We start from the raw sequence: 21,374 nt of genomic DNA on the forward strand, positions 1-21,374 counted from the left end.
AACCCCCTTGTGGGAGCGACGGTGCGACGATTCGACCTGCTCGCGAAGGCGGTATGTCATTCAACATTGATGTCGACTGACACGGCCTCTTCGCGAGCAAGCTCGCTCCCACCAGGTCATGTATTCAGCCTGAAAGTGCTTCAGTAATGGTGATACCCATACCCATAACGCCAGCAGCAAGCATGCGGATGGCCACCATAAAACACACACCCATTCAGGCTCGCTACAACCAGAGCACAGGCGATCAACTTCAGAAAACGGGACATGGTCGGATCCTCATGGGTCAATGACAGACCAGCAGCGCAGGTCTGCTGGCGGTTACTCATTGAACGGGGCGGCGATGAAAATCCGTCGCGGTCTCTCCTACTTTCGATAGCCACCAAACCGTTGATCCCGACCTGACATTAATTTCATTTTCCCCGCGACGGATTATTTCCCGGTCTAGCGTTCAACTCATCAACTGCATTCACATTCCGATGCAGGCCTTGAGGAGTTGTCATGAACTTTATGCGCCCCCTGTTCACGTTGCGGCAGGTTCTGCTCGTGCCGTTGGCGCTCGCCGCGCTGGCGAGCACGCCGGTTTTTGCGCAGCCCCCCATGTACATCCAGCAGGCACCGCCGCCGATGCGCGCCGAGATGATGCCCGCGCCGCGCCCCGGTTATGCCTGGGATAACGGCCACTGGCGCTGGGATGGTCGCGGTTACGTCTGGGCACCCGGTCACTGGCAGCCCATGCGCCACGGCCATCGCTGGATGCCGGGACACTGGCAGGCACGCGGCCCGAACTGGTACTGGATCGAAGGCCACTGGGTCCGTTGAGTCCACGGACGGCGACAAGGTTACAGGTGTGATGAATGACCCGTGGCGAGGGAGCGCCCTCGCCACGGGCTCTGTGCCAGAAATCAGCTCTGTCCTGCCGCCGCCCGCCCCCACTGATCCCGTCACCGGCCCGAGACTTGCCATTTGAACGAAACCGATCCGGACGTTGAGTTGCTGGCCCGTATTGGCAACAACGAACCACAGGCCGTTAACGAGATGGTCACGCGCAAGCTGCCCCGTCTGCTGGCACTCGCCGGCCGCTTGCTGGGTGATGCCGATGAAGCCAGGGACGTGGCCCAGGACACGTTTTTGCGTATCTGGAAACAGGCTGGCCAATGGCGCAGCGGTCAGGCGCGCTTCGACACCTGGTTGCACCGGGTGGCGCTGAATCTGTGCTATGACCGCTTGCGCCGGCGCAAGGAACAGCCCCTGGCCGACAGCGATGAACTGCCCGAAGCCGTGGACCCCGCGCCGCTGCCGGACGAGCTACTGCAAGCCAGTGCCCAGAGCGACCTGATGGCCGCCGCGCTGGCCGCGTTACCCGAACGCCAGCGCGAAGCCATCGTGCTGCAGTACTACCAGGACCTGTCGAACATCGAGGCGGCGCAACTGATGAACATTTCCGTCGATGCACTGGAAAGCCTGCTCTCCCGGGCCCGGCGCAACCTGCGTAATCACCTTGCCGAGTCCCGTGACGACACCGGCCCAAGGAGGGAAACAAGATGACGCCCGAACGCTTCCATCAGTTGGCCGATGCCTATGGCGCCGAGCTGCGACGCTGGCCCTCCGCCGAGCGCACCGGCGCCCAGGCCCTGCTCGACAGCGGCAATGCCCAGGCGTTGGCGACGTTGCATCAGGCGCGATTGCTCGATCGCCTGCTTGACAGCCATCAAGTGCCCGCAGCGTCACCGGCACTGGTGCGCAGCATCGTCGCCTCGGCCACGTTGACCCCGGCGCCGTCGTTCTGGCGGCGGCACATGGACTGGTGGTCAAAGGCCGGCTTTGTCGGCGTCGGGCTGGCGGGGATTGCCGCAGGCATGCTGGTGGTGTCGTTCGGACTGCCGCTGATGTTGCCGACCTCGTCCGAGGCGCTGCCGAGCATCTTTGAGCAAAGCGATGCGGATGTCGTCATGAGTATCAACGCCGAGGAGACCGACCAGTGACCCAGCCCACCCAGCATTTCAAGGCCGTTTTGGCGGTGTCCCTGGTGCTTAATGTGTTTTTGATCGGTGGCCTGGCCGGCGGCCTGTACCAATGGCACAACCAGGCCAAACCGGTGCAGAACCTGGCGCTGCCGCAACACGGCGTGCGTCAGGTGATGCTGCAATTGCCGCCTGCCAAGCGCCGGGAACTGCGGCAGATGCTGCGCCAGACCCGTGAGGACAACCAGGCGCTGATCGCCGACAGCCGTCAGGCCCGGCTCGACGTGATCCGCCAGTTGCAGGCACCAAATCTGGATCGCGGTGCGCTGGACAGCGACCTGGGCCGCGCCCGGGACGCCGACATCAGCCTGCGGGCCAAGGTCGACGCCAACATCGCCGACTTTGCCGCCACCTTGCCAACGGCTGAGCGGCAAACCCTGGCGGACTCGCTGTATGCCCGCAGCAATGTAAAAGCCAGGAACCCCAATAAGAACTGACGCGGCGCGACGGATTTTTCCATGCGCCGTTGTCCAACCTGTGAGCCCGTCAATCGGACGGGCCGGTTTCACGCAAGGAATCAGGCAATGCCTCGACTATTCAAAACTGCCCTCGTCGCCACGCTGCTGGCGGCGTCCCTGTCCGGCTGCATCGTCGAACCGCCGCACCGACCACATCGGCCGCCACCGATGGTGGAAGTGGTGCCGGTAATGCCGGCGCCGGGTTACCACTGGGTCGCCGGGCATTATCGCTGGCAGGCCAATCAATGGGTCTGGATGCCGGGGCATTGGCGGGCTTATTGAGTCTGATCCAATACCAATGCGTGGCTGATGGCCTCTTCGCGGGCTTGCCCGCGAAGGCGTCGGAACAGTCAACGCAAAACCTGAACGATTGATAGCCCCCACAGTGGACCGCGTTCATCTGAACCACCCGGTCCACTGTGGGAGCGGCCTTGCCCGCGAAGGCGTCGGAACAGTCAACGCAAAACCTGACAATTGATATCCCCCACAGTGGACCGCGTTCATCTGAACCACCCGGTCCACTGTGGGAGCAGCCTTGCCCGCGAAGGCGTCGGAACAGTCAACGCAAAACCTGACAATTGATATCCCCCACAGTGGACCGCGTTCATCTGAACCACCCGGTCTACTGTGGGAGCGGGTTTGCCCGCGAAGGCGTCGGAACAGTCAACGCAAAACCTGACAATTGATATCCCCCACAGTGGACCGCGCTCATCTGAACCACTCGGTCTACCGTGGGAGCGGGCTTGCCCGCGAAGGCGTCGGAATAGTCAGCGCAAAACCTGAACGATTGATATCTACTCCCGCACATTGCGATACAGCATCAACCGCGCACTCTCATGCAGCCCCCGCGTCAATTCCACCAGGCGCTGGAACTCCTCGGGGTTCTGCGCCGCCACATCCTCCAGCGGCGTGTTCGACGCCAGGTCATGCAGGGTCGGCGAGCTGCCGTCATGCTGCATTTGCAGCAGGTGATGGCGGGTCACGCCGCCAATCAGCGGGAACGTGCCCTCGCGCAACACCAGCGGCACCACCCGCTCACCCTCGGGCGCCGGTTGCTGGATGTCGCGGCCCATCGCGCCATTGCTGAACGGCATACCGGCCATGCCCGCCACGGTCGGCAGCAAGTCCGCCAGCCCCACCGCCTCCTCGACCACCTTGGATTGCAGCAACCCCGGCGCATGGATCAGCAGCGGCACATGATTGCTCTCCAACCCCAACTGCTCAAAGGCCGGCGGCATGTGCGGGATCTGACTGATCCGGGTGTTGTGATCGCCGAAAAACACGAAGATCGTGTTCTCGTAATAGCCGCCGGCCTTGGCAATCTCCATCAGCCGGCCAATATTGAAGTCCAGCAGACGCACCGCGTTGTATTGCTCCACGCTGCGCGAACCGGCGGCCTGCACCTGCTCCAGTGACAAGTCCTGAGCTTTGAAACCGTCATTGTCTTTGGGAATGGTGAACGGCCGATGATTGCCCGAAGTTTGCACGTAGGCGAAAAACGGCTGGTCCCTGGGCACGGCGCGCAGAATCCGGTCGCCCTCCTTGAACAGGTCCAGGTCAGACACGCCCCACACGTCCACCAACGGCGAGCGCCAGTGACTTTCGTCATACAACTGCGCGCCGTCGATGCTTTGGCGGATCAGCGCATTGATGTTGGCCCAACCGGCATTACCGCCAATCATGTAGAGCTTCTGGTAATTGGTAAACGCGTTGATCAGGGTCTGTTGCCGGGTGATCAGCGGGTTGCGCGTTGCCGTCTCCTGGCGAGTGACGTCGGGCACGCCGGTAATGCTCGCCCACACGGTTTTCGCCGTGCCGGTGACCGGGACGTAGAAGTGCTTGAAAAACCAGCTCTGACTGGCCAGCCGGTCGAGATTCGGCGTCGGGTTCAACGGGTTGCCATAGGCGCCCACGGCGCTGGTGCCCAGCGATTCGAGCATGACGAACATCACATTCGGCGCCGGCCGCCCCGCTACCCCGTAAGGCTGCACCGCCTGCTCGCGTTGAAAGTTCAGCTTTTGCAAATCGGGCCGATCAACGCCCAGGTAACGCGCCACGACTGGGTAATGTTGCCGTACCTGCGCCTCGTCGAATTGCGACTGCCCCACCTTGAGCGTGTCATAGAGAAACAGCACCGGATTAAGCCCCAGCGCGGCGATCTGCCCGTTGCCGGAAAAGAACGCATCGCTCCAGCGCAGCGGCACCGGGTTCTCCAGGTTCAGGTTCTCGACACGGCCAAGCAAGGCCAGCAACACCGCGACCAGTCCAAGCCCCGCGCCGACCACCACCGAGCGCCGCCGAATCGTTTTCGGTGCACGATCCAGCGTCACCCGCTCCAGACGCAGCAAGGCGTAAAGCCAAACCCCAAGTACCGCCAGCCAGCCCAGCGCGATCCATAGCACCGGGTAGGTTTGCCAGACCATCTGCCGGGAAATCTGCGCGTCCTCCAGATAACGCAATACCGTGGCGTTGATCCGCACGCCGAGGTAGGCGTAATGGCCGAAATCGACGATGTACACCAAACCGACAACGGCCAGCGCCAACAGCAGATATACCCGCGCCAACCCGCGTAACGCCGGTACGCTCAGCAGATTCCAGCGCGGCAGCCAGGCCAGCAACGCCAGCGGCAGCATCAGCAACACCGCCAGGCGCAGGTCGAAACGCAGGCCGATGCCCAGGGTTTGCAGCCACTGAGGATTATCGCCAATGGCCCGCACATCGACCCCGGAAAACCCCAGCAAAAACACCAGCCGCAGCAAGGCGAACAACAGCACCATCAACGCTATCGCGCCCATGCCAAAGCGCAGGCGTCGTGATTGCAACCAGCCCATTGTTCACCCCTGATGTGTATTGAATGAGCCGCGCACGTTGCGCAGACGGCGCCAGATCTCAGCCGCCAGCAGCCCGGCTCCGGCGATCAGGCAGTAGCCCGCCAGCAGCGGATCGATCAGGTAGTCCCAATAGTTTTCCGAGGCCTTGAGCCGCAGAGCAAACGCCAGCGTAGCGGCCGCCAGCAGCCACACCCCAAGGGCGTTGCGCAGGCACAGCAGCAACAGGGCCACCAGCCCGATCGCGACGATCATCGGCCTCGGATTGAAGCCCCAGCGGTACGGATCGACGTAGGTCAAACCGAGCGTGGCCGGATACAGCACCACCGCGAGTACCGCGAACAACAGCAGCACCTGGCGCCGCTGCGCAACAGCCAACGGCCGCAGCACGCCCAGGCGCAGCAAACACGCCCAGCCCATGAACACCAATGTGCTGATGGCCAGGTCGTCAGTGAAACTGCGCACATACCCCGCCAGCGACAGCTCGGCGACCGGCACAAAACCGAGCAGCGCCAGCACCGGCAGCAACCACGGTCGCCAGGGCGCGGTGATACGCAACGCGCTCAACAACAGAAAACCGAGCAGGATAAAACTCAAATGGGCTTGCCACTCAGAAAACATCACAGGCGCTCCGCCAGCCAGGCATTGTTGAAGCTGACATGTTTGATGAAGGTGTTATTCCACGAATAGACCAGGTGATACATGCCGTCCGCGCTGCGGCTGAAGTACGGGTACTCGTACTCGAAGTCGCAGCCTTTGGGTTTGCAGACCCGGTAATCGAGGTTGCTCAGGAAGCGCTGTTCCAGCGGCAAACGACGTGCGCCACTGGACGCACGAAAGCCTTCGCCGATGATTTCCTTATAGGCCTCTGGTGAGAACGGCTGGCCCAGCGGATCGGGGGATTGATCGAGTTCGACGATGCTGCGCCAGTCGTTGAGATCGCCGTTGGTGCCGTACAGGCTGAGCTTGAAGCGCCCGTCCTGCAGATCGTTGAGCGCCACCAGCATGCCGTCGCCCGCCGTACCCACCGCCGCCAGCGACGAATTGGGGTTGGACGGCTCCAGCGGATACGGCTCGCTCCAGGTCTGCCCGGCATCTTCGGTGCGGCTGGCCAGCACCCGGTGATGGGTTTCCCCGGCGTAGCGCAACATCGCCACGGCGCGGCGTTCGTCCAGCGGCACGATAGTCGGCTGCAAGGAATATTTGCCCCGGCTGATGCGAAATTTATCAATCACGGCACCCTCGGCACTCAGGTACAGGTATTCGGCGAATTTACCCATGAACTCGTGATACACCGGCAACCCGATCGAGCCGTCGGCATGGAACACCGGCGCGGCACGTACCAGGGTGCTGATGTTGAAAAACGGCGAAGTGATCAACTGCCGGGGCGCCGACCAGTGCTTGCCCATGTCCTCAGAGACCATCACGTTGATCGCGCTGGTCGCCCAGCCGCCCACTGACACTGAGACATAGAACAGCCACAGGCGTTGGTCCGGCGCCAAGGCAATCACCGGATTGCCGAGTTTGCGGATGTAGCGCTGGGTGCCGTCGCGGGTGGACTCGCGGGTGGCCAGCACGTGCTCGGCGCCCCACTCGCGGCTGCGAGTATCGAACCGTGCGGTGCGCACCTGCACATCGGCGGCGCCTTCGCGCGAGCCGGCAAACCACACCGCCATCAAGTCGCCGCCGGGCAAGGCCGTGACCGACGATGAGTGCACGAAGTCGTTGAGTTGGGAGGAGACAAAACGGCTGTTGAATTGCGGCGCTTCGACGCCTGGCCCGGCATCAGCGGCCGGTTGTGCCTGGGCGAACAGCGACAGCGAGTGATCAGGGTGACTGCGCCAGGCGGCAACAAAAATTACCGCCAGCAGCAGGCTGCTACAGACAAACATCAGGCGAAAGGAAAGCGCACGCATAAATGACCCGTTACTGCTGCGTTGGGAAACGAAGGACATCCCTGTGGGAACAGAATTTGTATGGCACTAAACAGTCCCTGTGGAAGCGGGTGTGTTAGCCACTGACGTCATCCGGCAAGCGCCGCCGGCGCCCGGTGATCATCGACAACGGCAGGTTGTCGCGCACTTGCAGGCTCTCGACGATCGCCGCGCAGACATGCACGCCGACCAACCCCATCAACACATCAGCAGCAGTCTCGTGCACCTGCAACGGCCAGTCGGCCCCCCACAGGGCATCGACCTCTTCCATGGCCCAGCCGCTGAGCCCGAGGGTCAGCAACGCCAGCATCATCAAAATCATCACCAATGCCCCCAACGGCGAATGACCCAGGCGATGCTGCGGGCTCCCCGCTACCAGCGAACGCAGGTGAGCGCCAAGCCTGGCCGGTGTCGGCCAGAAATCGGCCCAACCGGCACTGCGCGGGCCGATGAATCCCCACACCACCCGCACCAGCAGCCAGGCCCCGGCGTAATAACCGAGCCAGACATGCCAGTCGCCACCGGCTTCATTGAAGAAGTAGTTAGTGATGAAGACGCCCGCGATGGAGAGGTGAAACAGTCTCACCACGGGGTCCCAGAGGCGCAGGGACTGCGCTGGCATCAACCCTTGATCTCGGTCTTGACCGCTTTGCCGGTCACCGGATCGTGGTAGATCTCGACCTTGCGCTTGTCTTTGTCAAAGCCGTAGATCTCGTAGCAGTTGCCGTCGGTGACCTTGAACTTGCTGATCTCATAACCCTGCGCCTTGAGTTGCTCCTGGAAGACTTTCTGGTCTTGCCATTGCGAACGCTCGGCGGTGGTGCACTGCGGGCCGGCGACGGCCAGGGGGCTGGCAATGATCAGGGAAAGCAGCAGTAGTTTGCGCATGGAGACACTCTCTCGTTTGAGGAAGGCCTCACTGTGCGAAACCAAGCTTAATGAAAGCTTAGTTGGCAACGCGCCGTTACATCTTTACCCGGGCCGGGGCTGCCAGGTCTTGGAGGAGAACGGCATGATGCCGCCGTTGCCATGCCAGTTTTCCTATAGAGATCATCCATGCGCCTGCTCCTCGTCGAAGATGACCGTGCCCTCGGCCAAGGCATCCGCGTTGCCCTGAACGCCGAAGGCTATACCCTTGACTGGTTGCAGGACGGGGTCAATGCGCTACACGCCCTGCGCAGCGAAAACTTCGACTTGCTGCTGCTGGACCTGGGCTTGCCGCGACTCGACGGCCTGGCACTGTTACAGCAATTACGCGGCGAGCAGCACAACCTGCCGGTGCTGATCCTGACCGCCCGCGACGGCACCGCCGAGCGCATCGCCGGGCTCGATGCGGGGGCCGACGACTACCTGGTCAAACCCTTCGACGTTGACGAGCTCAAAGCCCGTGTCCGCGCTCTGCTGCGCCGCAGTCAGGGTCGGGCGCAGCCGCTGCTGGAACACGCCGGCGTCAGCCTGGACCCGGCCACGCAACAGGTGAATTTTCAGGGCGTCGAGGTGATCGTCACACCGATGGAGTACCAGCTGTTGCATCAACTGATGATCCGCCCCGGCAAAGTGGTCACCCGCGAACGCCTGTCCCAGGCCTTGTACGGCTGGCAGGACCGGGTCGAGAGCAACACCCTGGAAGTGCTGATCCACAACCTGCGCAAAAAACTCTTCAGCGAACTGATTCGCACCGTGCGCGGTGTCGGCTACGCGGTGGAGCTCAAGCCATGAAGTCGGTACGCGCACGCATTCTCGCCCCGGTGCTGGTGCTGTTGTTGCTCGGCGACCTGCTGATCTGCTGGCTGGTCTTTCGCGACAGTCACCATGAAATCGAAGAAGTCTATGACGCCCAACTGGCGCAGAGCGCTCGCCTGCTGCAAAGCGTGCTCGCGCAACGGGCACCGGGGGACGCCGACTGGGGGCGTCTCTACCAGGCCTTTGACCAGGCAATGAGCCGCGTCGGCGACGGCGAAGCCGCCCACCCTTATGAAACCCGGTTGGCCTTTCAGGTGTGGCGCAGCACCGGCGAGTTGCTGGTGCGCTCTGCCGAAGCGCCAGTGATCGACGCGCCGCCCACCACCCTCGGTTCCCACGACCTGCTGGAAAATGGCCGTGACTGGTGCGCGTTCCTGTTGGCGGACCCGCAACAGGGGCTGTTGATCTGGGTCGGTGAACGCGACGATATTCGTCAGGACCTGATTCAGCGCATCGTCCGCCACACATTGTGGCCGACGCTGATCGGCGTGCCGCTGCTGGCGGCCCTGATCTGGCTGACCATCGGCTGGGGCCTCAAACCCCTGCGGGCCATGACTCAGGCGATCCGGGGCCGCAGCAGCGAGACCCTGCAACCGTTGCAGCTCAAGCCCCTGCCCCAGGACCTTGAGCCGATGCAGACCGCGCTCAACGGGCTACTGGCGCAGATCGACACACTGCTGGAGCGCGAACGGCGTTTCATCGCCGACGCCGCCCATGAATTGCGCACGCCGCTGGCGGTACTGCGAATTCATGCACAAAACGCGCAACAGGCCGACACCGCTGCTCAGCGCGAAGAAGCGCTGGAATATCTGGTCAGCGGCGTCGACCGGGCAACCCGTATTGCCAGCCAGTTGCTGACCATGGCCCGCCTCGAACCGCAGTTGAACAACACCGATATCCAAACCGTGGACCTGATCGCGCTGATTCGCGAAGAACTGGCCGAACTCACGCCGCTGGCGATGCACAGGGACGTCGAGCTGATTCTCGATGGCGACCACGGTTGCCCGGTGCAAACCGATCCGTTGGCGTTCGCCATTGCCTTGCAGAATTTGCTCACCAACGCTCTCAATTTCGCCCCCCAGGGCACTGAAGTGCGGGTATTGGTGCAAGCGCAAGCCTGCGGCGCGGTGTACGTCAGCGTCGAGGATTCGGGGCCGGGGATCGATGAACAGGATCAACAGCGATTGTTCGAACGTTTTTACAGCGAGGGCCATGCCAACGGCGCCGGTCTGGGGCTGGCGATTGTCGAGATGATCGTCGGCAAGATTGGCAGCAGTCTGCGGCTGTATAACCGGGCAGAAGGTGGGCTGTGCGCGCAGTTGCGGATCAACCCACCTGCGTGATCCCACAGGGGGCTTGGTGTTAACTCATCCATCATTTCCTTCGATCATACAAATCACCAAAGCGAATTATTCATTGCGCGCCGATGTCTGCACCATAGCAGCACTTCCACCAGCCCGGACCCAGACGCCATGAACATCAATTTCGCCTTCGCCTGCATGATCGTGGTGTCGTTTGCCGTGGCCCTCGGTCACGCCTGACCCCTGTGGCGAGGGAACTTGCTCGCGCTGGAGGGCGAAGCACTCCCCTGCACGCGAACGGCAGCAAGCTCTTCCCTCGCCGCAGGAACCGCTACTTCGCCGAGCCCGCTTTGGGTTTGTAAAACAGAAACCGGCCAATCTGAGCCGTCTTGATGTACTGCTTCGCCCAGACCGGTTTGACGTTGCGATCATGGAAATACATGGCACCACGGGTGCGGTCCGGCAGTTGCTTGTTCAGCGCCTTGCGCGCAATTTCCTTGGCCGTGGCGTAGGGGCCGTCCTCCTGAACCGTGTCCGAGCGCCCGTCGCACCACCAGGAAAACTGGCAGGCATGTTTCTCCGAGCCCTGCTTGACCACCCCGCAGACCGTGTCCGGAAAACCCTCGTGGCCGAGGCGGTTCATCACCACGTTGGCCACCGCTTCCATGTCGGCGCTGTCTTTGCCTTTGGCTTCCCAGTAGATGGAACGCGCCAGGCAGGTGATGGCGTCATCCAAGGGTGCCGTACCGGCCGGGTCGACTGCCTGCACTTCAGCCGGGGTGATGGCTTCGGCCTTTTTCGCCACCGGTGCGTCGCTGCCCTTCTCGGCGGCTTTCTGTTCCAGCACCTGGGCCTTGTCTACGGCGACTTCCTTTTTTTGTTCCTGGTCGTCGGCGAACACTTGAGCTGCAAAAAAACCGAGAGCGAGACAAATCGCGATCCACTTTACGTGCATGGCAGGAACACTCTGTGAGGCGTCGGGGAGGTGCCAGGATGGCGACCTTGCTCCAGTGTAGTCGGCAAATCGGTCCCGTAAACCGCCGGTAAAACGCAAAAAGGGATTGCCCTGAACGGGTGGAAATCGCGCATCATGGGCGCAGTCCGATCAAGGGGGATTTTCATGGGCATCCTGCCATCTGTTTCGCGTCTTGCGGCCTTGTCGCTGGGCCTGGTGTTCGTCACCTCGGCCCTGGCCACTGACGAATCGCAACTGGTCCAGTCGATCAACGCCTACCGCAGCCAGGTGCAACGCTGCGGCACCCAGGCTTCGCCGGAGCTGCCACCGCTGTCCGCCGACCCGCGACTGGTGCTGCCCGCCAGCGGCGCCGTCGACCTGCAGCAATCGATGGCCCGCGCCGGTTATCCGATGGTCAACGTGCAGGCGATCACCCTCTCCGGCCCGCGTGATGCGGCGTCGGCCATGCAGGCGGTGCAAGAAAGTTTTTGCCAGGTGGTGCTGAACCCGCAATTCATCGATGTCGGCGTCAGCCGTGATGACAGGGAATGGCGCATCGTGCTGGCGCGCCCCTTGCTGAGCGGCCGTCTGGCCGAGTCCCAGGCAGAAGGCCAAAAGCTGCTGGGCCTGCTCAACGCCGCCCGCGCCCAGCCCCGCCAGTGCGGTGGCCAACCCTTCGCTGCTACCACGCCGCTGGCCTGGAACGCCACGTTGGGCGGCGCTGCCGAAGCCCACAGCCGTGACATGGCCAACAACAATTATTTCGATCACAAGGACCGCAACGGCGGCACGCCGGGGGATCGCGCTGAACTGGCCGGCTACATCGCCCAGCAGATCGGCGAGAACATCGCCGCCGGGCAAGACACCACGCAAAAAGTCGTCGATGGCTGGCTCGGCAGCCCTGGCCACTGCGCCAACCTGATGAACCCGCAATTCCGCGAGCTGGGTGCGGCTTATGCCGTGGACCCGAAAAGTGACGCGGGGATTTACTGGACGGCGATGTTTGGTACCCAGTAAACGCGACAGTCACTGTTGATCAGTTTTTGCTGTGACACGACTTTTGTGGCGACGGAGCTTGCTCTCGCTGGACGGCGTAGCAAGCCTCATCTGGGGCCGCTTCGCGACCCAGCGGGAGCAAGCCCCCTTGCCACAGGTTGCGCATCACACTTCACAGGCAGAGGTGATCCCCCCCATTGTCATTGCCACACCCTGATCATCACTGCGCCTCGGCATACTGCCCATCACTCACCTGCTCCAGCCAGTCCACCACCTTGCCATCCTGCATCTCGTTGATGGCAATGTGGGTCAGCGCCGCGCTCGCCGTCGCGCCGTGCCAGTGCTTCACATGCGGTGCAATCCACACCGTATCGCCGGGGTTGATCGATTGCACTGGCTGCCCCCACTCCTGCACCCAGCCAGAACCGGCGGTGACGATCAGCGTCTGCCCCAGCGGGTGCGTATGCCAGGCGGTACGCGCGCCCGGCTCGAACGTCACGGTGGCGCCAGTGACCCGCGCCGGCTCGGTACCCTTGAACGGCGCATCGACACGCACAGTGCCGGTGAAATAATCGGCCGGGCCTTTGGCGCCAGGCTGCGAGCCATTGGGGGTAACTGTGAGCATGGGTGTCTCCTGAACCTGGGAATCCACCGCCAGCAAGGAGAGCGATAACGCGGTTGCGGCAAGGGTGTTCATGACCGGGCTCATTCAAGTGGATTGGAAGATGATGCCAATCTATCAACTGCGGATTGTCATGATTAGCCGCTACCGTTCGAATGCATTCATGAGGGAGACTCATGAATACCGCGCCCACTGCCAATGACCAGCGTGCATGGCCACTGTCCGAACCGCCCGAGCACCGCTACTGTAAACACCGCCGCTATCCGAATAAGGCCAAACCCTTGCGCGACACCGCCCCCGACCAGCATCGAACAAAACCTGAAGCCGTTTCCCTGCGCGATGCCTTTCTCTTCTGGCTCAAACTCGGTTTCATCAGTTTCGGCGGCCCGGCCGGGCAGATTTCGATCATGCATCAAGAGCTGGTGGAGCGGCGGCGCTGGATTTCGGAGCGGCGGTTTTTGCACGCGCTTAACTACTGCATGCTGTTGCCAGGACCGGAAGCGCAGCAACTGGCAACTTACATCGGCTGGCTGATGCACCGAACCTGGGGCGGGGTGATCGCCGGCGTGCTGTTTGTCCTGCCGTCACTGTTCATTCTGATCGGGTTGTCCTGGGTGTACCTCGCCTTCGGTGAAACGCCAGCAGTGGCCGGCCTGTTCTACGGCATCAAGCCAGCGGTCACGGCCATCGTGGTGCAGGCCGCCCATCGCATCGGCTCGCGGGCATTGAAGAACAATTGGATGTGGGGAATCGCCGCCGCCTCGTTCATCGCGATCTTCGCGCTCAATGTGCCGTTTCCGCTGATTGTGCTGGGCGCCGCGCTCATCGGTTACCTCGGCGGGCGCCTGGCCCCGGACACGTTCAAGAGCGGCGGCCATGCGGCGGCGAACGCCTCCTTCGGTCCGGCTTTGATCGACGACGACACCCCGACTCCGGAACATGCCCGCTTCAGCCGCTGGAAACTGCTGCGTCTGGCACTGATCGGCGCGGCCCTGTGGCTGCTGCCGATGAGCCTGCTCACCGCGCTGTTTGGCTGGGACGGCACGCTGACGCAGATGAGCTGGTTCTTCACCAAAGCGGCTCTGCTGACGTTTGGCGGCGCCTACGCGGTGTTGCCGTACGTGTATCAGGGCGCCGTCGGGCACTATGGCTGGCTGACGCCGACGCAGATGATCGATGGCCTGGCCCTGGGCGAAACCACCCCCGGTCCGTTGATCATGGTGGTGGCTTTTGTCGGGTTTATCGGCGGCTATGTGCAGCAGCTGTTCGGCGCCGACCATGTGTTTCTGGCCGGTGCCGTCGCCGCCTCGCTGGTGACCTGGTTTACCTTTCTACCCTCCTTCTTGTTCATCCTTGCGGGCGGGCCATTGGTGGAAGCGACGCACAACGAACTGAAATTCACCGCACCGCTGACCGCCATTACCGCCGCCGTGGTCGGGGTGATCCTCAATCTGGCCTGTTTCTTCGGCTATCACGTGCTGTGGCCGAACGGTTTTGGCGGCCACTTCGACTGGCCTTCGGCGTTGATTGCCCTCGCGGCGGCGATTGCGTTGTTGCGCTTCAAGCGAGGGGTGATTGAGGTGTTGGTCGGGTGTGCATTGATCGGCCTGAGCCTAAAACTGTTCATCTGAAACCCACAGGGGATTTGTGGTGTTACCCGGTCACCACAACGCCTTGGTGTACGTCAGCAAAATCCGTGTCTCATCCGCGTCCCGGGCAAACGACGAACGATACGTCGCACTGCGCAGCCGCAACCCCAGGTTCTTGAAGGTGCCGCTCTGAATCACGTACTTGACCTCGGTGTTGCGCTCCCACTCGTGGCCCTTCCCCGCCACGCCCGGCACCTGGGCGTTGTCGCCCGAAATGTAGCGGCTCATCACGGTCAATCCCGGAATGCCCAGGCGTTCGAAATCAAAATCGTAACGCGCCTGCCAGGAGCGCTCCCTGGCTTCGGCGAAATCACCGATCTGGGAGAAGTTGACCAGGTACGCATCGCTGCCTTCGACATACGGGAACGCGCTGCTGCCGGACATCTGCTGGTAGCCGGCGCTGACCTTGTGCCCGCCGTTGGCGTAGCTGAGCATGCCGTTCAGCGCCCGGTTGTCGATCTTGCCACCACGGGCCGCGCCCTGATCCGAACTGGTGAACAGCCGCAGATCCGCGCCGACGGTGCCTGAACCCAACGGGTGCGAGGCCACCAGCCCGACAAAGTGCTGGCTGTACACATCGCTCAGCGCCGCGTAGTGGTAGCTGAACTTCGCATCATCGCCAAGCTGACGGTCAAAGCCGCCCAGGCTCAGGTGTTCACCCGGTGCGTTGCGGGCAAAGCGGTTGTTCTTGTTGTTCAGGGCGATGTCTTCGTAGCGGGTGTCGTTGCGCCCTTTGACCTGTTGCAGTTGCCCGGCGGTGACGACAAAACCCGGCAAGTCTTTGGACGTCACCAGCGCACCTTCGAACGACTGCGGCAGGATCATGCCGTCGTTGGGGCGCAAAGTCGGCAGCGATGGAATCAGCGACCCGGCCTTCAATTCGGTCTGGGAGATTTTCACTTTTGCCGTCAGGCCCAACTTGCCGTATTGCGAGGCGGCGCGGCCATCGGACTGCACCGGCAACAAGCCGCTGCCGGCGCGGTCGGGGCTTGAATCCAGACGCAAGCCGACCATGCCCAGCGCGTCCAGACCGAACCCCACCAGCCCCGGCGTGTAGCCCGATTCGAACTTGAGCATGAGGCCTTGCGCCCACTCTTCGCGTTTCGATTGCTGGGTGCTGGGGCCGTCGCGAAAATCACGGTTGAAATACACGTTGCGAGTTTCGAAGGTGGCGTGGGAATCAGCGAAGAAATCCGCGTGAGCCCAGGCACTGAATCCCGTCACCAGCACCGCGCCGAATACCTTGAATAACGTCATGACGGCGCTCCTCAAAAGACCCGGGCCAGCGCTGCGATCAGGCGTTCGCCGAACAGCGTCAGGCCGACGCCGACCAGCACCACCACCGCCCCGGCAATCTTGATCGACGCCGCTGGCCGCACCATCGCGCCCAGCCAGCCGAAATGATCGATCGCCACCGAGGACAACAACTGCCCGGCAATCACCAGCACCAGCAAGTTGGCCAGGCCGATGCGCGGCGCCAGCCACACGGTGCAGAAAATCGCCCCGGCGCCCAGCACTCCACCGATCAACCGCCAGCCGGGCTGGCCCGGTATGACGCTGAGGGACTCAGTCAAACCGCCCCGGAAAAAGGCAATCGCCCCGAGCAGAATCATCCCGGTGAAAAACGAGTAGAACGCAGCGGCCATGGTGTTGCCCGTCATGGCCGCGGCCAACTGACTGTTGACCGCTGCTTGCACCGCTATCGCTATGCCGGCCAGAAAAGCCAGCGCAAAGGAAATCAGGACCATGATCGCTACCTCTTGGTTAGAATTCAGGGAGAACGCGTATCCAATGTGGGAGCGGGCTTGCTCGCGAATGCGGTGGTTCAGCTGCATTGAGGCCGACTGGCACGGCCTCTTCGCGAGCAAGCCCGCTCCCACAGGGTTTGGGGTTGGTGTTAACTGGCGTGCAACGGGGTGAACTGCTCGGCAAACGGATCAGCGCTATAACCCGCTGCGCGGAACAAAAACTCGCGTGATTCTTCAGTGGCCAGGTTCAGTTGCTGACGATCCACGCCCAGCACCACACCGCCCTGTTTGCGGATGCGCCCGGCGATCAACACGGTGTCGATGTCGCCGCGCTCGGCCGCATGCACCACGGTGCCCAAGGCGTTGTTGGACGGGTAAACACTGAGGTTGTCGGTGCGGATCAGCACGATGTCGGCCTGTTTGCCGGGGGTGATGCTGCCGATTGTCGACTCCAGCCCGGCGCAGGCCGCGCCGTCGAGCGTGGCGGCCTTGAGCAGTTGGCGGGTGTTGACCAGCGCCGGTGCGGCGGGCTTGCCATGGAAATGCGCGCTGTGGGCAGCCGCCCGTTGCAGGTAAAACGCGACGCGCATTTCACCGAACATGTCGCCGCCGTAAGAGCTTTCGTTGTCGACGCTCAGGCCGGGGTTCATGCCGTGATCCACGGCTTTCTGCCAGGCGAAGACACCGTCTTCAAGACCGTAATGCGCATCGGAGCGCGGGCAGACGTTCACCTTGACCCCGGCGTGACGCAGGATCGACCAACCCTGATCCGGCAGGCAGGTGCAGTGGTTGAAAATGTTGTCAGGACCCAGCAGGCCTTCTTCCTGCAAGGCGTCCAGTTCCGAGGCCATGCCGGCGCCGAAGAATTCGGTGACGATGTTCAACCCCAGTTCACGGGCCACCGCCCATTGCTCGCGGTTGATCTGCGACATCATCGCCAGCGTCACCAGCGAGTCGCTATGGCCTGCGACTTTGTCCTTGAGACGCCGCAGATCGCCTGGCCATTGGGTCGATTCCCACTCACCGGACAACGGCGCGCCCGGCGCATGCACGGCGCGAATGCCGGCATCTTGCAGCGCTTCGATGGCCGCATCGGAATGCGCGCCGCTGCGGGCGTTGTGCGAGTTGTCGATGATGGTGGTGATGCCGGCGTTGATCGCGCCCAGCGCGCTGAGCATGTTGCCGACGTACATGTCCCGCGGCCGGTAGTACTTGGCGAAGGAGAAATGGGTGGCGTTGCAGTAGTCTTCGAGGGACGGCGAATCAGGGTTGATGCGGCGCAGTTGACCTTCCCAGGCGTGGCGATGGGTATCGACCATGCCGGGGATGACGATCATGCCCTTGGCGTCCAGCACCTCGGCGCCGTCGGCGGGCAGATTGACGCCCACCTGCAGAATTTCAGTGCCGCGAATCAGCACGTCGCCTTCAGCAAAATTGCCCAATGCATCGTCCATGGTGACGATCATCCCGCCTTTGATCAGCAACAGGCGTTGCGCGTCGGGCAAGGGTGCGAGGGCCGAATTCAAAACGTCGTAATGGGTCGGAAGTGGCATGATGGGTTCCTTGGGTACGGGGGCAAAGTCGCCGGTTGCCCGCATTGTCTGACCCAAGGTGTTTATTTAGAATACTGAAAGATCTTCAAACATTGTGAAGGAGCGCATACATAATGCGCAGTCAGGATTTCAGCCATCTCAAGGCGTTCTTTACCGTGGCCCAGGAGCGCAATTTCTCCCGGGCCGCGCAGGCGCTCGGGGTGTCGCCTTCGGCGCTGAGCCAGACCATCAAGGGTCTGGAAGAACGCCTGGGGGTGCGCCTGCTCAATCGCACCACCCGCAGCGTGTCCACCACCGAAGCCGGGGGAAAACTGGCTGAGCGCCTGCGGGTGATTTTCACTGACCTGGATTCGGCGCTCGAAGCCCTCAACGAGTACCGCGACACCCCGGTCGGCACCTTGCGCATCAGCGCACCGCAGGTGGCGATGCTGCATTTCATCCAGCCGATCTTGCCGGCGTTCCAGGCGGCGTACCCGGACATCCAGCTGGAACTGACCAACGACGACAGCACCCAGGACATCGTCGCGCAGGGTTATGACGCGGCCATTCGCCTGGGCGAATTCATCGAGCAGGACATGATTGCCCTCAAGCTCAGCGAACCGCTGACGCAAATCGCCATCGCCTCGCCCAAATACCTGGAACATCGCAGCAAACCGGCCAAACCCGTCGACCTGCTGCAACACAGTTGCGTGAACTGGCGCCGCTCCGGGGAAACCGGGTTGTACAAGTGGCGCTTCTTCAACGAGGGCATGCCGTTCGAGCTGAGCGTCAAAGGCTCGCTGGTGGTCAGCGACTGCGCCGTGGCATTGCAATCGGCAGTGGACGGGCTGGGGATCACGGTGTGGATCCGCGAGTGGCTCAAGGACGAACTCGACAGCGGCGCGCTGGTGCCACTGCTGGAAGAATTTTCCACGCCCTTCCCCAGTTTCTATTTGTATTACCCGAGCAACCGGCAGATGTCGTCGGCGTTGCAGGTGTTTATTGCGGCGTTGCGAAACCCTGCCTGATCGGGATTTTATTGGATGAACCACAATCCCTGTGGGTTAGGTGTCTTAGTTGGTCATTTGCAGGTTCAGCGCCTGACGTTTATCCCGATAGGCCACCGCCTTCGCCACAATCACCAGCAACGACGCCGCCGCAAACAACCAGCCGCACCAGATCGTCCCCGGCAATCCGTAGGCATTGATAAACACCCCGCCGATCCACGCGCCGATTGCAATCCCGCCGTTGGCCGCCGACACGTACAGGCTGGTGGCAAACGAATGCGCCTCGGGTGCTGACGACGTCAGCCACATCTGGGTGATAACCATGCCGCTGGTATGAATCGCGCCCCAGACGAAAACAATCGCGATCATCGAACTCAGCGAAGCGTTGCCGAACAGCGACAGGATCAGGTACGCCACGCTCAACAGGATCGGGAACATGACCACCGTCATCACCAGATGCCTGCCCAACGCACGACCTGCGAGCAAATTGCCCACCACCCCGCCGACACCGAAAATCACCAACAGCAAGCTGATGGTTTCACCGTCCAGTCCGGTCTGGTTTTTCAAGTATTCGGCGGCGTAGCTGTAGACCGCGAACTTGGTGGTGAACACCAGGATGGTGGCGAAGATCGCCAGCCACACCGCCGGCTTTTTCAGGATCGACAACTGGCTGGCAAAGCTCTCAGGTGCTGATGCCTGACGTGGCAATTTCAGCCACAGACCTAGTCCGGCAAGGAGCGTCGCCACCGCGCAAAACAGGATCGATGCCTCATAGGAAAACCGCCCCGCCACCCACGCCGTGATCGGCACGCCGAACACCAGGCCCAGGGTGGTGCCGATGAACGCCACGGTCGTGGCATGGGTCGCGCGCTCCTTGGGGTACAGCGAAATCGCCGCCGCGAACGCCGCCGAGAAGAACACCGGGTGCAGCATTGCCGGAACGACGCGCAGGGCCATCAAGGTCGAATAATTCGGTGCGTAGGCCGACAACACGCTGCACAGTGAAAAGCACAACAACGCGCCAACCAGCACTTTCTTGCGATCAAAACGTGAAAACACCAGCACCAGAAACGGCCCGGTGATGGCGACGATGAACGCAAACAGGCTCATCAACAAACCGGCCTGGGCCACCGTCACCCCGAAGCGCTCGACGATCAGCGGCAGAATGCCGACCACGCCGAGTTCCAGGGTGTACAAGCCGAACAGGCCCAGGATGATGAAGGGCATGACGCTCATGGGTTTTATCGAATGGGGCATTTGAGATCCATCTTGTGTGCGGATACCTGAAAAATGAGCACACTCGCCGTGGGAGCTGGGTTGCTCGCGAAGATGGCAGCCCATTCAGCATTGATGTGACTGACGCACCGCTTTCGCGAGCAAGCCCGCTCCCACAGGGAATTGCGCAACTTTTGGAATCAAGCCTTGTTGAAATCCACCACCACTTTTCCGAACGCCCCGCGATTGAGGTGAGCGAACGCCTGCGGCACCTGGGCGAAGGAATAGGTGGCATCGATGACCGGCGTGATGCCGTGGTGATCAATCATGCGCACCATGTCTTCCAGCGCACGGCGCGGGCCGACGGCCACGGCGACGATGCTGGCGCGGCTGCCGAGCAGCGGCATGATCGGTGTACGCAACTCGTCGGAGTCCAGCAGGCCGATGATCGACACGCGGCCACCCGGCACCACTGCTTGCAGGGAGCGACCGAGGTTGTCGCCGCCGGCCATTTCCAGAATGTGATCGGCGCCGCGCCCGTCGGTCAGTTCGAGCACAGCGTGTTGCCATTCAGGCGTCGTGCTGCGATTGATGCCGTGGGTGGCGCCGAGCTTCTTCGCCTCGGCGATTTTCTCGTCGCTGCTGCTGGTCACTATCACGATGGCGCCACTGGCGGCGGCCAGTTGCACGGCAAACAGTGAAACCCCGCCCGTGCCCTGCACTACCACGGTTTGCCCGGCATGCAGATGGCCCAGTTCAATCAACGCCATCCACGCGGTCAGCGCAGCGATGGGCAGCGTGCTGGCCTGCACGGCAGTGAGGTTTTTCGGCGCCATGACGCACCAGTCGGCCGGCGTCGCCACGTATTGCGCGAGCATGCCCTGGATCGGTCCGCCCTGAGTCGGCATCTGCGCCCAGGTTTTTGGATTGCCATCGATCCAGTTGGTAATGTAGGTGGAGATCACGCGATCCCCCACGGTGAAGCGGCTGACGCCCTCACCCACTGCGACCACCGTACCGGCCATGTCGGAGGCCGGGGTGAACGGGAAATCCAGGGCAGCAGTCATGCCGTTTTCGGCAACCTGGGTGTCGCGGTAGTTCAGGGACACGGCGTCGATCTTTACCAGTATTTCCCCGGCTTTCGGGGTCGGAACCGGGCGATTGGCCAGGCTCAGGTTATCAAGACCAAACGCGGAAATTTCCCAGCGGCTCATTGATTCGGACATGACGGTTATCTCGGTGGGTGACAGTGGAACCGATGATAGAACTCGCCGTTGCGCGGATTAAGTAGGTGGGAGATCCGCTGTGTGCGGACGTTTTGCTCCGCAATGGAGTAAGGTGACGCTGTGTGCCTGATGCACAACC

The 21,374-nt window shown here is 62.1% G+C and carries 22 protein-coding genes; 10 read left to right on the plus strand and 12 right to left on the minus strand.

What is annotated here, in order from left to right; genetic code table 11:
• The first annotated feature begins 498 nt into the window (after positions 1 to 498).
• From POF45_RS04790 to POF45_RS04810, 5 genes are all read left to right on the plus strand, one after another.
• Positions 499 to 819: a YXWGXW repeat-containing protein gene (locus tag POF45_RS04790; RefSeq protein WP_259494836.1), complete on the plus strand. Its 321-nt coding sequence runs from the start codon at positions 499 to 501 to the stop codon at positions 817 to 819.
• A 144-nt stretch (positions 820 to 963) separates the two neighbouring features.
• A complete protein-coding gene (locus POF45_RS04795) occupies positions 964 to 1,545 on the plus strand; it encodes an RNA polymerase sigma factor (RefSeq protein WP_259494838.1) in 582 nt (193 codons plus the stop codon).
• Positions 1,542 to 1,982, plus strand: a complete 441-nt coding sequence (locus POF45_RS04800; RefSeq protein ID WP_259494839.1) for a hypothetical protein — start codon at positions 1,542 to 1,544, stop codon at positions 1,980 to 1,982. Before POF45_RS04795 ends, POF45_RS04800 begins: the two co-directional genes overlap by 4 nt.
• Positions 1,979 to 2,458: a periplasmic heavy metal sensor gene (locus tag POF45_RS04805; protein ID WP_259494841.1), complete on the plus strand. Its 480-nt coding sequence runs from the start codon at positions 1,979 to 1,981 to the stop codon at positions 2,456 to 2,458. The genes POF45_RS04800 and POF45_RS04805 overlap by 4 nt, the downstream gene beginning before the upstream one ends.
• An 87-nt stretch (positions 2,459 to 2,545) precedes the next feature.
• Complete coding sequence (locus POF45_RS04810) at positions 2,546 to 2,761, plus strand: YXWGXW repeat-containing protein (protein WP_259494842.1); 216 nt, start codon at positions 2,546 to 2,548, stop codon at positions 2,759 to 2,761.
• Positions 2,762 to 3,273: 512 nt separating this feature from the next.
• On the opposite strand, the gene POF45_RS04815 is transcribed toward POF45_RS04810, so the two are convergent.
• The 5 genes from POF45_RS04815 to POF45_RS04835 form a co-directional block, all read right to left on the minus strand.
• On the minus strand, positions 3,274 to 5,310 hold the full coding sequence (locus POF45_RS04815; RefSeq protein ID WP_282315221.1) for an LTA synthase family protein: 2,037 nt from the start codon (positions 5,308 to 5,310) through the stop codon (positions 3,274 to 3,276).
• 3 nt (positions 5,311 to 5,313) lie between these two features.
• A complete protein-coding gene (locus tag POF45_RS04820) occupies positions 5,314 to 5,928 on the minus strand; it encodes a hypothetical protein (RefSeq protein ID WP_282315222.1) in 615 nt (204 codons plus the stop codon).
• Positions 5,928 to 7,223, minus strand: coding sequence for a sialidase family protein (locus tag POF45_RS04825; RefSeq protein ID WP_282315223.1), 1,296 nt, complete (start codon positions 7,221 to 7,223; stop codon positions 5,928 to 5,930). Before POF45_RS04825 ends, POF45_RS04820 begins: the two co-directional genes overlap by 1 nt.
• A gap of 94 nt (positions 7,224 to 7,317) precedes the next feature.
• The gene (locus POF45_RS04830) at positions 7,318 to 7,863 is read right to left on the minus strand and encodes a cytochrome b/b6 domain-containing protein (RefSeq protein WP_282315224.1); all 546 of its coding nucleotides are present in this window, start codon (positions 7,861 to 7,863) and stop codon (positions 7,318 to 7,320) included.
• On the minus strand, positions 7,863 to 8,129 hold the full coding sequence (locus tag POF45_RS04835) for a PepSY domain-containing protein (RefSeq protein ID WP_259494849.1): 267 nt from the start codon (positions 8,127 to 8,129) through the stop codon (positions 7,863 to 7,865). The genes POF45_RS04830 and POF45_RS04835 overlap by 1 nt, the downstream gene beginning before the upstream one ends.
• A gap of 168 nt (positions 8,130 to 8,297) precedes the next feature.
• Between POF45_RS04835 and POF45_RS04840 the strand changes: the two genes are divergently transcribed.
• Both POF45_RS04840 and POF45_RS04845 read left to right on the plus strand, forming a co-directional pair.
• Entirely contained in the window at positions 8,298 to 8,960 is a 663-nt protein-coding gene (locus tag POF45_RS04840; RefSeq protein WP_282315226.1) for a response regulator, read from the plus strand.
• Positions 8,957 to 10,327, plus strand: a complete 1,371-nt coding sequence (locus POF45_RS04845) for an ATP-binding protein (RefSeq protein ID WP_282315227.1) — start codon at positions 8,957 to 8,959, stop codon at positions 10,325 to 10,327. The genes POF45_RS04840 and POF45_RS04845 overlap by 4 nt, the downstream gene beginning before the upstream one ends.
• Positions 10,328 to 10,616: 289 nt before the next feature.
• On the opposite strand, the gene POF45_RS04850 is transcribed toward POF45_RS04845, so the two are convergent.
• A complete protein-coding gene (locus tag POF45_RS04850; RefSeq protein ID WP_282315228.1) occupies positions 10,617 to 11,240 on the minus strand; it encodes a cell wall hydrolase in 624 nt (207 codons plus the stop codon).
• Positions 11,241 to 11,405: 165 nt separating this feature from the next.
• Between POF45_RS04850 and POF45_RS04855 the strand changes: the two genes are divergently transcribed.
• A complete protein-coding gene (locus POF45_RS04855) occupies positions 11,406 to 12,257 on the plus strand; it encodes a CAP domain-containing protein (RefSeq protein ID WP_282315229.1) in 852 nt (283 codons plus the stop codon).
• A gap of 199 nt (positions 12,258 to 12,456) precedes the next feature.
• Here POF45_RS04855 and POF45_RS04860 read toward each other — a convergent pair whose 3' ends face one another.
• Positions 12,457 to 12,933, minus strand: coding sequence for a (R)-mandelonitrile lyase (locus POF45_RS04860; protein WP_282315230.1), 477 nt, complete (start codon positions 12,931 to 12,933; stop codon positions 12,457 to 12,459).
• Positions 12,934 to 13,034: 101 nt separating this feature from the next.
• Between POF45_RS04860 and chrA the strand changes: the two genes are divergently transcribed.
• Positions 13,035 to 14,489, plus strand: coding sequence for a chromate efflux transporter (chrA, locus tag POF45_RS04865; protein WP_282315231.1), 1,455 nt, complete (start codon positions 13,035 to 13,037; stop codon positions 14,487 to 14,489).
• 30 nt (positions 14,490 to 14,519) lie between these two features.
• On the opposite strand, the gene POF45_RS04870 is transcribed toward chrA, so the two are convergent.
• From POF45_RS04870 to POF45_RS04880, 3 genes are all read right to left on the minus strand, one after another.
• Positions 14,520 to 15,764, minus strand: coding sequence for an OprD family porin (locus POF45_RS04870; protein ID WP_282315232.1), 1,245 nt, complete (start codon positions 15,762 to 15,764; stop codon positions 14,520 to 14,522).
• A gap of 11 nt (positions 15,765 to 15,775) precedes the next feature.
• Positions 15,776 to 16,255, minus strand: coding sequence for a DMT family transporter (locus POF45_RS04875; RefSeq protein ID WP_282315233.1), 480 nt, complete (start codon positions 16,253 to 16,255; stop codon positions 15,776 to 15,778).
• Between the two features lie 149 nt (positions 16,256 to 16,404).
• Entirely contained in the window at positions 16,405 to 17,808 is a 1,404-nt protein-coding gene (locus tag POF45_RS04880; protein ID WP_259494857.1) for an amidohydrolase family protein, read from the minus strand.
• A 113-nt stretch (positions 17,809 to 17,921) separates the two neighbouring features.
• Between POF45_RS04880 and POF45_RS04885 the strand changes: the two genes are divergently transcribed.
• Positions 17,922 to 18,815, plus strand: coding sequence for a LysR family transcriptional regulator (locus POF45_RS04885; protein WP_259494858.1), 894 nt, complete (start codon positions 17,922 to 17,924; stop codon positions 18,813 to 18,815).
• Positions 18,816 to 18,860: 45 nt separating this feature from the next.
• On the opposite strand, the gene POF45_RS04890 is transcribed toward POF45_RS04885, so the two are convergent.
• Together POF45_RS04890 and POF45_RS04895 are read right to left on the minus strand one after the other, a co-directional pair.
• Positions 18,861 to 20,051 (minus strand): MFS transporter, encoded by a 1,191-nt coding sequence (locus POF45_RS04890; protein WP_282315234.1) that lies wholly within the window; start codon positions 20,049 to 20,051, stop codon positions 18,861 to 18,863.
• Positions 20,052 to 20,209: 158 nt separating this feature from the next.
• A complete protein-coding gene (locus tag POF45_RS04895; RefSeq protein WP_282315235.1) occupies positions 20,210 to 21,235 on the minus strand; it encodes a zinc-dependent alcohol dehydrogenase family protein in 1,026 nt (341 codons plus the stop codon).
• Positions 21,236 to 21,374: the final 139 nt, after the last annotated feature.

The organism is Pseudomonas fungipugnans (genome assembly GCF_029955235.1).
Taxonomy (GTDB): domain Bacteria; phylum Pseudomonadota; class Gammaproteobacteria; order Pseudomonadales; family Pseudomonadaceae; genus Aquipseudomonas; species Aquipseudomonas fungipugnans.